Origin of the sequence: Pseudomonas sp. KSR10, from assembly GCF_022355455.1 — a bacterium.
Lineage (GTDB): Bacteria > Pseudomonadota > Gammaproteobacteria > Pseudomonadales > Pseudomonadaceae > Stutzerimonas > Stutzerimonas stutzeri_E.
On record NZ_JAKOEN010000011.1, the window covers coordinates 168,123 to 181,547 of the forward strand.

At 62.6% G+C, this 13,425-nt stretch carries 13 protein-coding genes; 2 read left to right on the forward strand and 11 right to left on the reverse strand.

Features of this window, described 5'->3' with window-relative positions:
- The 5 genes from MCB86_RS04625 to MCB86_RS04645 are packed head-to-tail and all read right to left on the reverse strand — an operon-like array spanning position 1 to position 4,598.
- Positions 1 to 984, reverse strand: a complete 984-nt coding sequence (locus MCB86_RS04625) for a branched-chain amino acid ABC transporter permease (protein WP_239610066.1) — start codon at positions 982 to 984, stop codon at positions 1 to 3.
- 1 nt (position 985) lies between these two features.
- Complete coding sequence (locus MCB86_RS04630; protein ID WP_045160323.1) at positions 986 to 1,873, reverse strand: branched-chain amino acid ABC transporter permease; 888 nt, start codon at positions 1,871 to 1,873, stop codon at positions 986 to 988.
- Positions 1,873 to 2,583: an ABC transporter ATP-binding protein gene (locus MCB86_RS04635; protein ID WP_045160324.1), complete on the reverse strand. Its 711-nt coding sequence runs from the start codon at positions 2,581 to 2,583 to the stop codon at positions 1,873 to 1,875. The genes MCB86_RS04630 and MCB86_RS04635 overlap by 1 nt, the downstream gene beginning before the upstream one ends.
- On the reverse strand, positions 2,576 to 3,388 hold the full coding sequence (locus tag MCB86_RS04640; protein WP_239610068.1) for an ABC transporter ATP-binding protein: 813 nt from the start codon (positions 3,386 to 3,388) through the stop codon (positions 2,576 to 2,578). The genes MCB86_RS04635 and MCB86_RS04640 overlap by 8 nt, the downstream gene beginning before the upstream one ends.
- A gap of 1 nt (position 3,389) precedes the next feature.
- Positions 3,390 to 4,598 carry an ABC transporter substrate-binding protein gene (locus MCB86_RS04645; RefSeq protein ID WP_239610271.1) on the reverse strand — a complete coding sequence of 403 codons (1,209 nt, stop codon included), beginning with the start codon at positions 4,596 to 4,598 and terminating at the stop codon, positions 3,390 to 3,392.
- A 659-nt stretch (positions 4,599 to 5,257) separates the two neighbouring features.
- Between MCB86_RS04645 and MCB86_RS04650 the strand changes: the two genes are divergently transcribed.
- Positions 5,258 to 6,172 carry a response regulator gene (locus tag MCB86_RS04650; protein ID WP_045160326.1) on the forward strand — a complete coding sequence of 305 codons (915 nt, stop codon included), beginning with the start codon at positions 5,258 to 5,260 and terminating at the stop codon, positions 6,170 to 6,172.
- Between the two features lie 165 nt (positions 6,173 to 6,337).
- Positions 6,338 to 7,234, forward strand: a complete 897-nt coding sequence (locus MCB86_RS04655) for a peptidoglycan DD-metalloendopeptidase family protein (RefSeq protein ID WP_239610272.1) — start codon at positions 6,338 to 6,340, stop codon at positions 7,232 to 7,234.
- Positions 7,235 to 7,313: 79 nt separating this feature from the next.
- Here MCB86_RS04655 and MCB86_RS04660 read toward each other — a convergent pair whose 3' ends face one another.
- The 6 genes from MCB86_RS04660 to glcC all read right to left on the reverse strand — a co-directional run bounded on the left by MCB86_RS04660 (position 7,314) and on the right by glcC (position 13,377).
- Positions 7,314 to 8,663, reverse strand: a complete 1,350-nt coding sequence (locus MCB86_RS04660) for a hemolysin family protein (protein ID WP_239610069.1) — start codon at positions 8,661 to 8,663, stop codon at positions 7,314 to 7,316.
- Between the two features lie 99 nt (positions 8,664 to 8,762).
- Positions 8,763 to 10,064 carry a phosphate regulon sensor histidine kinase PhoR gene (gene phoR / locus MCB86_RS04665; RefSeq protein WP_239610071.1) on the reverse strand — a complete coding sequence of 434 codons (1,302 nt, stop codon included), beginning with the start codon at positions 10,062 to 10,064 and terminating at the stop codon, positions 8,763 to 8,765.
- A gap of 135 nt (positions 10,065 to 10,199) precedes the next feature.
- Positions 10,200 to 10,889, reverse strand: coding sequence for a phosphate regulon transcriptional regulator PhoB (phoB, locus tag MCB86_RS04670; protein ID WP_045160331.1), 690 nt, complete (start codon positions 10,887 to 10,889; stop codon positions 10,200 to 10,202).
- A 108-nt stretch (positions 10,890 to 10,997) separates the two neighbouring features.
- Complete coding sequence (ubiA, locus tag MCB86_RS04675) at positions 10,998 to 11,894, reverse strand: 4-hydroxybenzoate octaprenyltransferase (protein WP_239610073.1); 897 nt, start codon at positions 11,892 to 11,894, stop codon at positions 10,998 to 11,000.
- 46 nt (positions 11,895 to 11,940) lie between these two features.
- The gene (locus tag MCB86_RS04680) at positions 11,941 to 12,480 is read right to left on the reverse strand and encodes a chorismate lyase (protein ID WP_239610075.1); all 540 of its coding nucleotides are present in this window, start codon (positions 12,478 to 12,480) and stop codon (positions 11,941 to 11,943) included.
- 129 nt (positions 12,481 to 12,609) lie between these two features.
- Positions 12,610 to 13,377 carry a transcriptional regulator GlcC gene (gene glcC / locus MCB86_RS04685; protein ID WP_045160354.1) on the reverse strand — a complete coding sequence of 256 codons (768 nt, stop codon included), beginning with the start codon at positions 13,375 to 13,377 and terminating at the stop codon, positions 12,610 to 12,612.
- Between the last annotated feature and the right edge of the window lie 48 nt (positions 13,378 to 13,425).

Below are 13,425 nucleotides of genomic sequence, written 5' to 3' on the forward strand. Positions count from 1 at the left end.
TCAATCGTCGCGCGAGCGCTCGATCTTGCGGCCCAGGCGTGAGGCATAAAGCTCGCCGATGATGCCGCGGCGGAAGATCAGTACGCAGACCATGAAGATGATCCCGGTCACCAGGGTGACGGGCAACTCCGAGGTCGCAAAATAATTGCCCAGTGTGGTCACCAGCGCCGCGCCGAACACAGGGCCTACCAGGGTGCCGATTCCGCCGAGCAGCGTCATCAACACCACCTCGCCGGACATCTGCCAGCTGACGTCCGTGAGGGTCGCGAACTGGAACACCAGAGCTTTGAGCCCGCCAGCCAGCCCCGCCAGGGTCGCCGACATGACGAAGGCGCCGAGCTTGTAGCGCGACACCGTGTAGCCGAGGGAAATCGCCCGGTTTTCGTTCTCGCGAATCGATTTGAGGATCATGCCGTAAGGCGAGTTGATGATTCGCCAGATCGCCAGCATGCCGAGCAGGAACACCGTCAACACGAAGAAGTACATGTTCAGCGGCTCTTTCAAATCGATCAGGCCGAACAGGTGACCACGTGGAATGCCCTGAATGCCGTCCTCGCCATGGGTGAAGGGTGCCTGCAGGCAGAAAAAGAAGAACATCTGCGACAGCGCCAGGGTGATCATCGTCGAGTAGATGCCTTGCCTGCGGATCGCCAGGAAGCCGATCACCAGCCCCAAGAAGGCGGCGCCGACCACCCCAACGAGAATGCCCAACTCCGGCGTCAGTCCCCATTCTTTGACCGCGTGCGCGGTGAAATAGGCGCCGCCACCGAAGAACGCGGCGTGCCCGAACGAGAGGATGCCGGTGTAGCCCAGCAGCAGGTTGAACGCGCAGGCGAATAGCGCGAAGCACATCACCTTCATCAGAAACACGGGATAGAAATGCAGAGGAGCGAGGACCAGGCCGAGGATGCCGATGAGGATCAGGATCGTCTCGGCATTCCAGCGCTTTCGCTTTGCTGCGGAAATTGCGGTCGTTTGCTGCATGTCAGCCATCCCTTCCCATCAAGCCCGCAGGGCGCACGAGCAGCACAATCGCCATGACCACGAAGATCACGATATTGGATGCCTCGGGGTAGAACACTTTGGTCAGCCCCTCGAGGATGCCGAGCATGTAGCCCGTGATGATCGCTCCCAGAATGGAGCCCATTCCTCCGACCACCACCACGGCGAACACGACGATGATCAGGTTCGAACCCATCAGCGGACTGACCTGATAGATCGGCGCCGCGAGTATTCCCGCCAGCCCCGCCAGGCCGGCGCCCAGCCCGTAGGTGAAGGTCAGCAGCAGGGGTACGTTGATGCCGAAGGTGCGCACCAGTGTGGGATTCTCGGTGGCGGCGCGCAGGTACGAACCGAGTTTGGTCTTTTCGATCAGCAGCCAGGTGCTCAAGCAGATCAACAGTGACGCCAGCACGACCCAGGCACGGTATTTCGGTAGAAACATGAAGCCCAGGTTGTAGCCACCCGACAGCAGGCTCGGTACCGCATAGGGTTGTCCGGACGAGCCGTAGTAATAGCGGAAGGCACCTTCCAGCGCGAGGGCCAGGCCGAACGTGAACAGCAGGCCGTAGAGGTGATCGAGGTTGTACAGCCGAGACAGCGCCAGCCGCTCGACGGCCGCGCCGGCGAGGCCGACGATCAGCGGCGCCAGGATCAGCGCCGGCCAGTAGCCGATGCCGAGCACCGCCAACAGAAGGTAGCCGGCGAAGGCGCCCATCATGTATTGCGCGCCGTGGGCGAAGTTGATCACCTTGAGCAGGCCAAAAATAATCGCCAGGCCCAGGCTGAGCATGGCGTAAAAGGAGCCGTTGATCAGGCCGATCAGCAGCTGCCCGAGAAAAGCCTGAATAGGTACGCCGAAGATCTCCGTCATCAGACCCCCAGGGTTTCGTTGAGTATGGTCATGCGATCCGACAGCTCGCTGACATGGAAGCTGTCGACGATCCGCCCGTGGTCGACGAGGTAGAAGCGGTCGGCGACTTTACTGGCGAAGCGGAAGTTTTGCTCCACCAGCAGGATGGTCATGCCGCGTTGCTTGAGCGTCAGCAGTACGTCCCCGATGCGCTGTACGATCACCGGCGCCAGCCCCTCGGTGGGTTCGTCGAGCAACAGCAGCTTTGCCCCGGTGCGCAGTATGCGTGCGATTGCCAGCATCTGTTGCTCACCGCCGGACAGTTTGGTTCCAGCGCTGTTACGACGCTCCTTGAGGTTGGGGAACAGCTCGTAGATCTCGGCGGTGGACATGCCACCCTTGGCGATGATCGGCGGCAGGTTGAGGTTTTCGTCCACCGTCAGGGTGGCGAAGATACCGCGTTCCTCCGGCACGAATCCCATCCCGGTGTGGGCGGCTCGGTGCAGCGGTACACGCATCATGTCATGGCCATCGAAGTGGATGGTTCCGGTCCGTTTGCGGATGATGCCCATGATCGAGCGCAACGCGGTGGTCTTGCCGACCCCGTTGCGGCCGAGCAAGGTAACCGTCTCGCCCTGATGGACATCCAGATCGATGCCGTGCAAGGCGTGGCTTTCGCCGTACCAGGCGTTCAGCTCGCGAACGCTCAGCAGCGGGGTGGCGTCATTCATCTTCCGTCCCCATATAGGCTTCGCGTACACGTGGGTCCTGACTTACGCTGCGGTAGTCTCCAGAGGTGAGAATTTCCCCACGCTGCAGCACGGTGACCTGATCGCAGAGATCGGCGACGACTTTCAAGTTGTGTTCGACCATCAGCACGGCTCGATCACGGGCGACCTCGCGGATCAGGTCGGACACGATGTGCACGTCTTCGTGACCCATGCCGGCCATCGGTTCGTCGAGCAGCAATACGTTCGGCTCCAGCGCCAAGGTGGTGGCGATTTCCAGCACCCGCTTGCGGCCGTAGGAAAGATCCGCCGCCGGACTTTTGTACGCATCCTGCAGGCCGACCGACTCGATCAGCGCCATGGCCCGCTCGTTCAGCCGGTTCAGCGAGCGCAGCGGCAACCAGAACTGGGTCGCCAGTCCGCCGGGCCGTTGCAGCGCCACGCGGACGTTCTCCAGCACGCTCAGGTGCGGAAACACTGCAGATATCTGAAAAGAGCGCACCAGTCCCATACGCGCCACCTTGGCCGGGTCGGTGCGGGTGATGTCATGACCGAGCAGGCGAATGGTGCCGCTCGACGGTTGCAGAAATTTAGTCAGGAGGTTGAACACCGTCGTCTTGCCGGCGCCGTTAGGTCCGATCAGCGCATGGACCCGGGCGTGGTGTACGTCCAGGTCGACATTGTTCACCGCCACGAAACCGCCGAAATCGCGGCGCAGCCCACGCGCCGAAAGGACGACGCGCGGCTGATCGCCAGTGGCCGGGGACGCCGCGGCGTCCCCGGCGATGCTGCCACTGATGGTCGCCATGCTATTGCTTGGCCAGGTCGCAGCCGCTCTCGGCTGGCTTGATGTAGGCCTCGTCGCCCGGAACCGTGGCGAGCACCTTGTAGTAGTCCCAGGGCTGCTTGCTTTCGTCGGGCTTCTTCACTTCCATCAGGTACACGTCGCTGATCAGACGGCCGTTGGCGCCGACCTTGCCGTTGCGGGCGAAAAGGTCGTTCACCGGCATCTCGTGCATGGCCTTGGCCACCGCTTCGGTTTCATCTGTGCCGACCTTGTCGATCGCCTTGAGGTACTGCATCACGCCCGAATAGGTGGCGGCGTGGACCATGTTGGGCATGCGCCCGGTGCGTTCGAAGAAGCGTTTGCCGAATTCGCGGGACTGCTCGTCGCGATCCCAGTAGAAGCTTTCGGTGAGGGTCAGCCCCTGCGCGGCTTCCAGGCCAAGACCATGAACTTCCGAGAGGGTGAAGAGCAACGCCGCCAGACGCTGACCACTGGCGACAATGCCGAATTCAGCGGCCTGTTTGATGGCATTGGCGGTATCCAGCCCGGCGTTGGCCAGTCCGATGACCTGGGCGCCGGACGACTGCGCCTGTAGCAGGAATGAGGAGTAATCGTTGGTTGCCAGCGGGTGGCGCACAGCGCCCTTGATTTCGCCGCCCTTGGCTTTGACGAACTCGCTGGTCTGCTCTTCCAGCGAATAACCGAAGGCGTAATCGGCGGTGAGGAAGTACCAGCTGTTACCGCCTTGAGACACTAGCGCGCCACCGGTGCCGACCGCCAGTGCATGGGTGTCATAGGCCCAATGGAAGCCGTAGGGCGAGCACTGCTTGCCGGTCAGCTCCACTGTCGCTGCACCGGTCACCAGATCGATCTTCTTCTTTTCCTTGGAAATACCTTGGACCGCGAGCGCTACGGAAGAAGTGGTCAGTTCCATGATGGAGTCGACCTGCTCGCGGTCGTACCACTGACGGGCAATGTTGGAGGCGATGTCAGGCTTGTTCTGGTGGTCGGCGGTCACGATCTCGATAGGGACGCCTTGCACTTTTCCACCGAAGTCCTCGGCCGCCATCTTCGCCGCTTCGTAAGACCACTTGCCGCCAAAGTCGGCGTAGACGCCGGATTGGTCGTTGAGAATGCCGATTTTTACCTTGCCATCGGATATCTCGGCAGCCGTCGCGGGTATCGCCGCCGCGGCGCTCAATGTTGCCGTTGCAATTGCCAGAAGCTTCATCATCGCCTATCTCCTTGCAGGGGTTGACCGCTTACACGACGGCCCATGCTGGGCTGCCACACTGGACGGTGCGGTGGTAACGGGGACCGGCAGACAGGGCTGCCGACCATCAACGATCTGGCGCCGGTTGGCGCTGCGGTAACGGTTCAGAGCGCGATCGACGAGATCCATCGGTCGCGGAAAATGGGGGTGGCGGCAATCGGGGTGGTACCGAAAGAAATGGTTTGGCGTCGTGCCGGGCGCGCACTGAAGGTCGAGGGGGTCCGGTGTTGTGCTCATTCGGCCTGGCATAGGGTTTTTCTAGTTATTGTTCAGCACTAAACGTAGCAGGGGATCGGCCAGACGCAACTGGCCAATTCGGAGGAACCGAGCGGCCTCGGCTGCTTGCTCGGCGCAGTGCGCGAGCTTGACGCTCCCGTTAAGGGTAAGCAGGAAAGCAAATAGGCGCGGCGTTTTCCGTGTGCGTCGTGTCGAGCTGCTGGCAAGGTTGCTTTGTCCAACACATGAAGCCTGAGTCAGTCGAACGTCCCTTCCGGTCGCGAGCGACGGGCGAATGGCGGCTGATGGGCACGCGAGGGCATAGTGCCACGTTGGTCGGCTGTGCTTTGTTCATCCGGCCGCTAACGCTATGCTGACGGCCATTCAGGCAGGAGCAATAGATGAGCAAGGTCAGTGTGCTGGTGGTGGATGACGCGCCCTTTATCCGGGATCTGGTGAAGAAGGGGTTGCGTAGCCATTTCCCCGGTATCCGCATCGAAGATGCGGTGAACGGCCGCAAGGCCCAGCAAATGCTCGATCGCGAAAGCTTCGATCTGATTCTCTGTGACTGGGAAATGCCCGAGATGTCCGGGCTCGAGCTGCTCACCTGGTGTCGTGCACACGAAAAGCTCAAAACCACACCGTTCATCATGGTCACCAGCCGTGGCGACAAGGAGAACGTGGTCCAGGCGATCCAGTCCGGTGTTTCCGATTTCATCGGCAAACCGTTCTCCAACGAACAGCTGACCACCAAGGTGCGCAAGGCGCTGGGCCGCGCCGGCAAGCTCGATGCGCTGGCCGCCAGCGCGCCGGCTCGGCCAACGAACACCGGGATGGCCAATGACTCGCTGGCCGCATTGACCGGTGGTAAGGCCGACGTGATCAAGCCCGCGTCCGCTGCACCGGTCGCATCGCCGGCACCCGGATTCGCTGCGCCGTCGGTTCAGCCGGGCGCCGCCAAACCGACGGCGGCCAATGGAGGCCGCGGCCAGGGCCAACTGCGCCTGCCGAGCGGGACGCTTCCCTGCGTGATAAAGGCGTTGAGCCTCAAGGAGGGCCTGCTGGTAGTCAAGCGCAGCGAGAACCTGCCGCAGGTGCTGGAAAGCGCGGTACTCGATCTAGAGCAGGGGGAGGGCGGCGAAGTGGCTCGTCTGAACGGCTACCTGCATGCCGTGGCGGCATTGGAGCCGAAGCCGGACAGTGAGTGGCTGCAGCTGACCTTCCGTTTCGTTGACCGCGACCCACAAAAACTCGACTATTTATCGCGGCTGATTGCCCGCGGCACCGCGCAGCGGCATTTCGTGCCGGGTGCCTGACCCGGCTCCATAACGATTCAGGTGGATGGCGCAATAGGCCGTTCATCCGAAAAGAGGCGTATCGAGGGAACGATTTCACAGCCCGACAGTCGGTGGCTCGCGCATGCCCCGTTGCGCTGCTAGTCTGCATCGCTCTGAACACATAACCACATGAAGTCTGCCGTTATGTTGGGGCGCATCATTCTTAGTTTCGGGTTGTTCTGGCTGGCCTCGTCCGCCTCGGCCCTGACCATCTACAAATACACCGACGCCAACGGCGTGGTCACCTACAGCGACCAGGCCGCGCCGGGCGCGCGGGTATTCACCTTCAACGATCGCATGGTCGAGAAGCTCGACACCCAGGTAAAGCTGGAAACCCGCAAGCATGCCGCCGGCGAGACCCTGCTGGTGCGCAATGACCTGTTTGCGCCGGTGGACATCGAGCTCAAACTGACCGGTGTGAAGAACGCCGTCGGCGCGCCGGACAAGCCGATCCGCTGGGTGCTGCCCCCGCGCAGCCAGATTCGCCTGGCGACGCTGGCCCCGCTGGACCCGACCCAACCACTGAAATACACCCCCAAGCTGCGCCACGCCCTCGGCGATCCGCGCCTGCTACCCAAACCCTACAAGTATCCGCTGCCCTGGCGCGGCGGCCCGTTCCGTCTGACCCAAGGCGCCAACGGCAAATATAGCCATTTCACCCCGAAGGGCCGTTATGCGGCCGACATCGCCATGCCCGAGGGCACGCCGATCATCGCGGCGCGCGGCGGTATGGTGGTCAAGATCGAAAACAGCCAGAGCGGGCGCGGTAACAACCCCTCCGGCAACTACGTGCGGATCCTCCACGACGACGGCACCATGGGCGTTTATCTGCATCTGATGAAGGGCTCGGTCGATGTGCGTGAGGGTCAGCGTGTCGAAACGGGAGCCCGCATTGCGCGCTCCGGCAATACCGGCAACAGCACCGGCCCGCACTTGCATTTTGTGGTGCAGCGCAACGTTGGGCTGGCGATCGAATCGATTCCCTTCGACTTCTCCCAGCCGGTCAATAGCCTGCCGAATTTCGCTGTCGGCGGAGATTGACTAGAAGCCACTAGCCGGACGGGTGATATCGGAAAATAAAAAGGCACCTCAAGGGTGCCTTCTGCGGTCTGTCACCTGGCTAGCTTTTCAATACCTTGGCCAGCACGATCTTCGGGCCACGCATCTTCTTGATAACGATCTGCAGACCCTCGATGTATAGCACTTCGTTTTCCTCCGGCACCCGCTTCAGGGTTTCGTAGATCAGGCCAGCCAGCGTATCGGCCTCGATGTGGTCAAGATCGACGTCCAGCAGCCTTTCGACCTTGAACAGCGGCGTGTCGCCGCGGACCAGCAGTTTGCCGGGCTGATAGGCGAGGATGCCGCGCTCTGTCTTGCGGTGCTCGTCCTGGATGTCACCGACCAGCACTTCGAGCACGTCCTCCATGGTCAGGAAGCCGACCACCTTGTGATCGCCTTCTTCCACCAGCACGAAATGCGCGCCGCCCTGGCGGAACTGGTCCAGCAGTGCGTTCAGCGGCAGGGGCCGGGGTACCCGTTCCAGCGGACGCAAGAGAGCTGCAAGTTCGAAGCGCTGCGCCAGTTGCTCATCGCCGGCCAGCGCCAATAGCAGGTCCTTGATATGCAGCAGGCCGATGTAATCGCCCTGCGTGCTATCGAACACCGGGTAGCGGCTGTATTTGTGTCGGCGGATCACTTCGAGGATCTCCGCCAGCGACGCGTCGTGCTCCAACTGCAGCAGGTCTTCACGCGAGTTGGCCCAGTCGGCCACTTCCAGTTCGCTCATTTCCACCGCGGACGCCAGCACCTTGATGTCCTGATTGGCCGGGTCCAGCGCGCGGTTCGAGTGAAGGATCAGCTTCAGCTCGTCGCGGCTGTAGTGATGTTCGTGGTGCCCCCCCGGCTCCCCCTGGCCGGCCACGCGCAAAATGGCGTTGGCACTGGCATTGAGCAGGTAGATCGCCGGGTACATGGCCCAGTAGAACAGGTACAGCGGCACGGCCGTCCACAGCGACAGCAGCTCGGGTTTGCGGATTGCCCAAGACTTGGGTGCCAGCTCGCCGACGACGATGTGCAGATAGGAAATGATGAAGAACGCCGTGAAGAAGGCAATGCCATGCACGACGGCTTGCGACTGGATGCCGACCGCAGCCAGTAGCGGCTCGAGCAGATGGGCGAAGGCCGGTTCACCAACCCAGCCAAGGCCCAGCGAGGCCAGGGTGATACCTAGCTGGCAGGCCGACAGGTAGGCGTCCAGCTGGCTGTGCACCTTGCGCAGGATATGCCCGCGCCAGCCGTGCTGCTTGGCAATCGCCTCGACCTTGGTGGCGCGCAGCTTGACCATGGCGAACTCGGCGGCGACGAAGAAGCCGTTGAGCAGAACCAGAAACAGAGCGAAAAGGATCAGGCCGAAATCGGCGAAGTAGGAGGAGGCGGCGTAGCTGCTTGCGAAACTGGGGGAAGGGTCCATTGATGTGTCAGGTAGTCGAAGACGGCCTCAAGGATGGGGCCGGCTCCCGGTTATTTCAAGGCGCCAGCGGTAACGCCGGTCGCAGCTGATGGACGGTGCTTAGCGAACGGTGGCTTGGGTCAGTGGGAAGTGGCAGGTGAAAATGCTGCCCTTGTTCGGTGTGCTGTTGACGTCCAGGCGGCCCTGATGGCGCAGCAACACATGCTTGACGATGGCCAGGCCCAATCCGGTACCACCGGTATTGCTGGCGCGACTCGAATCGACCCGATAGAACCGCTCGGTCAGGCGCGGCAGATGCTTGGATTCGATACCGATTCCCGAATCCTGCACCGCGAGATGTGCGCCATGTTCGTTGCACCACCATCGAATTCGAATTTCACCACCATCCGGGGTGTATTTCACCGCGTTGAAGATCAGGTTGGAGAACGCGCTGCGCAGTTCGGCCTCGCTGCCCTTGAGCAGCAGGGTGGGATCGGCTTCGAGGCTGATGACATGGTTGCGCTCGGCGGACAGCGCCTGGGCGTCACCCTTGATCGATTGCAGCAGGGTGGCGACGGCCACCGACTGGGTGTTGGTTGGCGGGCTGGTGGCTTCCAATTTCGCCAGTAATAGCAGGTCGTTGAGCAGGTGTTGCATGCGCCCAGCCTGTTGATTCATCTGGTTCAGCGCGCGTGGCCAGCGTGCTGGCATCTCGTCGGTGTGCTCGATCATCGTCTCCAGATACCCGGCGATAACCGTCAGCGGTGTGCGCAGCTCGTGGGATACGTTGGCCACGAAGTCTTTGCGCATCTGCTCCAGCTGGTGGAGCCGGGTGATATCGCGCACCACCATCAGGTGTTCGCTGTTGCCGTAGCGGGTGATGGTGACTTGTAGCCAGAGTCGATCGTTGACCGGCGAAGACAGCTCCAGCGGCTCTTCGTGGCGGCCGCTGTCGAAATATTCCTTGAAGCTTGGATGGCGTACCAGGTTGGTTACCGGGTGGCCGGTATCCTGCGGCTTCTTCAGGCCCAGCAGGCGCTCGGCGGCGGGGTTCCACCATTCAAGGTTGCCGTCGCTGTCGAGCATGATCACGGCATCCTTCAGCGCCGCGGTCGAGCCTTGGACCCGGTCGATCACTGACTGCAGCTGCCCGCGCTGGCGTAGGTCACGGCGCTGCATCTGATAGAGATTGTCGAAGATGTCTCCCCAGGGGCCATGGCCGTCCGGCGGCGGCTCGTCCGGCTGGCTGCGTTTGAGCCACTGCTGCAGGCGTCGCATCTGATGCAGGGTCCAGCCGAGATAGCCGGTCAGGCCTGCAACCAGCGCCCAGGCGTACTCGCCGGTGATCAAGCCGACCAGCAGGCAGCCGGCTAACAGCAGAAGCAGCTGGCGCACCAGCGCGCCTTGCCAGTCTTGGTTCACCGCTAACGCTCCTTGAGGCAGCTTGGGGCCGGCCGGAAATGACGCTGTGAAACGCCGGCACAGGCTCGGCGGCTCGGACCTGAGTGAACGGCTGCCTGATGCTGCAGCGTTTCACCCGGTCGCAGGCGGTTTCGTTCAGCTCTTGGTGGAAAAGCGATAACCGGTGCCGCGCACGGTCTGCACCAGGTTTTCGTAGGTTTCGCCGAGCGCCTTGCGCAGGCGCCGAATATGCACGTCCACGGTGCGCTCCTCAACATACACGTTGCCGCCCCAGACCTGGTCGAGCAACTGCCCGCGGGTGTAGGCGCGCTCCTGGTGGGTCATGAAAAACTGCAGCAGACGATACTCGGTCGGGCCCATGTCGGCTGGCGTGCCGTCGATGGTGACGCGGTGGCTGATGGGGTCGAGCAACAGACCCCCGATCTCGATCGGCGTTTCGTTGTCGCTGGGCGCGGCGCGGCGCAGCACCGCTTTCAGGCGCGCGACCAGTTCACGGGGCGAGAACGGCTTGGTGATGTAGTCGTCGGCACCCACCTCCAGACCCTGGATCTTGTTGTCCTCGGCATCCTTGGCGGTGAGCATGATGATGGGCGTATTGGCCGTCATTTCGTCGCGCTTGAGGCGTCGGGCCAGCTCGATGCCGGAGGTGCCGGGCAGCATCCAGTCGAGCAGGATCAGGTCGGGTTGACGGTCGACGATCAGCGCGTGGGCCTGCTGGGTGTTTTCCGCTTCGAGGCATTCGTAGCCGGCCATTTCCAGCGCCACCACGATCATCTCGCGGATCGGTGCTTCGTCATCGACGATCAGTATGCATTTGCCGTTCATGTCCGCTCTCGGTCCGTTTCTTGTCGCTCGGCATTAGATAACGGAAATATTGCAGGGATGTGACAGAAAAGCGTTTCGCCGTCTCAGTGGCCGCAGGCGAGGGCTGCTCTAGCTCGCCTTCGTCGCATAGTCGAGGATGATCCCGACGAGGATCGCCAGCCCGGCACAGTGGTTGTGCAGAAAGGCCTTGAAGCAGGCCTGCGGCTTGCGCGAGCGAGTTTTCCAGAACTCCCAGGCGAAACAGGCCGCGGCGATCGTTAGCCCGAGGTGGAACCATTGCCCCAGCTCGAAACGCACGCCAGCCAGGATCAGGCAGAACAAGGCGAGGCCCTGAAGGGTGGCAATAATCACCCGGTCGGCTTCGCCGAATAGGATGGCGGTCGATTTGATGCCGATCTTCAGATCGTCCTCGCGGTCGGCCATCGCATAGTAGGTGTCGTAGCCCACCGTCCAGACCACATTGGCGATAAACAACAGCCAGGCTTCGGGCGGCAGCTCACCGCGTTCGGCGGTAAAGGCCATCGGCATGCCCCAGGAGAACGCCGCGCCTAGCACCACCTGCGGGTAGTAGGTGTAGCGCTTCATGAAGGGGTAGAGGGCGGCGACGCCGAGCGCGCCAAACGACAGCCAGATGGTCGCCGCATTGGTCAGCAGCACCAGGCCGAAGCTCAGTGCAACGAGGATAGCGAAGAGGATCCAGGCTTCCTTGGGGCTGATCTTCCCGGTGGCCAGCGGACGGCCCTTGGTGCGGCTGACATGGCCGTCGAAGTTGCGATCGGCGAAGTCGTTGATCACGCAGCCGGCGGCGCGCATCAGCACGACGCCGAGCACGAAAATCACCACGTTCTTGACGCTGGGCGAGCCCTCGCCAGCGATCCACAGGGCCCACAGCGTTGGCCATAGCAGCAGATAGGTGCCGATCGGGCGATCCAGGCGCATCAGCTGAATGAAATCCCAGGCGCGCGGGTGGAGGCGATTGCTCGATTGCAGAAGCTTCTGATACACGGCGGTCTCCGATCGGTGGGCGGGTAAGGGGCAGTCTGTGCCGGGCTCAGGTCACAATCCGTGCGGCTCGCCACAGGGCGGGCAGAAAGACCTCGGCGACCAATACGCGCAGGTCACCCTGGCTGAAACAGGAGCGACGCGCCCAGAGCCGGGCTTGATGAACATCCTGCGGCAGCCAGCTTTCGGGGTATTGGCGAGCCTGCAGCGGGCCGCGGCTGAACGCTGGATCGGTGAATAGCAGTTCGCCCAGCGAGCGGCTGCCCAGGTGCAGGAGGTCCAGCCCGGGCTGCTCCAGCGCGCTGCGCGCGGCGACGCTGCGGGCGAATACCCAAGGCTCTTCATGCCCGCACAGATAGACCTCGCGAACCCAACCCTGGCTCCCCTCGGCTATACCCAGCGCGGCACACTCGTCATCGCGCAGCCGCTGCCAGCCTTCGTCGAGCGGCATCACACTGAAGGCGCCTTCCGCCAGCGCGGTGAGGCGCCGTGTCAGCGAGCCTTTGTCCACGAAGAGCCAGTCGTGCAGGGCGGGATCGAGCGGGGCGGGAAGACGGTCGGCGGGTAGCCAGGCTTGAAAGTCGGACACGAGCGATAGCGGCAGCGGAAAAAAGAAGCGGCGAGTCTAGCAAGAAAGCCGAGGCAGGCGCTGGAGGCTGAACCAGCAGAGCACCCCAGCACCCCGCCCACCCTGAAGTGCCGAGCCTGAAGCGTCTTATCAGGCCCAGCCTTCCAGTCGCATGGTCGCGCGCACCAGGCGTTGCTCCTCCTGCTCGATCTCCTTGAGGTTGTCGCGAATGCTGTGGATGTGATCGCGTGCGGCGCGCTGGGCCTGGTCCGGCAGGCGCTCGGTGATGGCGTGAAACAGCCGCGAATGCTGCCGGTCGATCTGCCGTTTCTGCATCGGCCGGTGGTAGAGGTTGTTCACCGAGGCGAAGACGGTGGAGAGCATCAGGTCGGTCAGCGACTGCAGCGTATGCACCAGCACCGGGTTGTGCGAGGCCTCGCTGACGGCCAGGTGGAAGGCGTGGTCGAGGCGCGCATGCTCACGCGGGTCGGCCTCTTCGGCGGTGTGGGCTGCGAGCATTTCCTCGTAGCGACGGCGCAGCAGGATGAAATCGGCATCGGTGCCGCGCAGTGCCGCCAGTCGCGCCGATTCGCCTTCCAGCAGGGCGCGTACTTCGAGCAGATCGTAGAGGGTGCGCGGCTGCGAGTTGAACAGGTGCATCAGCGGGCTGGCATCCTGCTCTCCGGACAGCCTCGCCACGTGCGATCCGCGGCCCTGCGCGGTCTCGATGATGCCGCGACCGCGCAGCACACGCAGGCCTTCGCGCAGCGCCGAGCGCGAGATACCGAGCTTTTCGCATAAGCGGCGCTCCGACGGGAGTGTCTGGCCTACCTTAAGTACGCCGTCGACGATCAGCCGCTCGATACGCTCGGCCACCACGTCCGCCAGCTGGCGGCGCTCCGTATTTTCGATCAACATATTTCAGCCTCCGTAACTGGTAGGACCAGTTTGGTGGAAGTCTAGCGC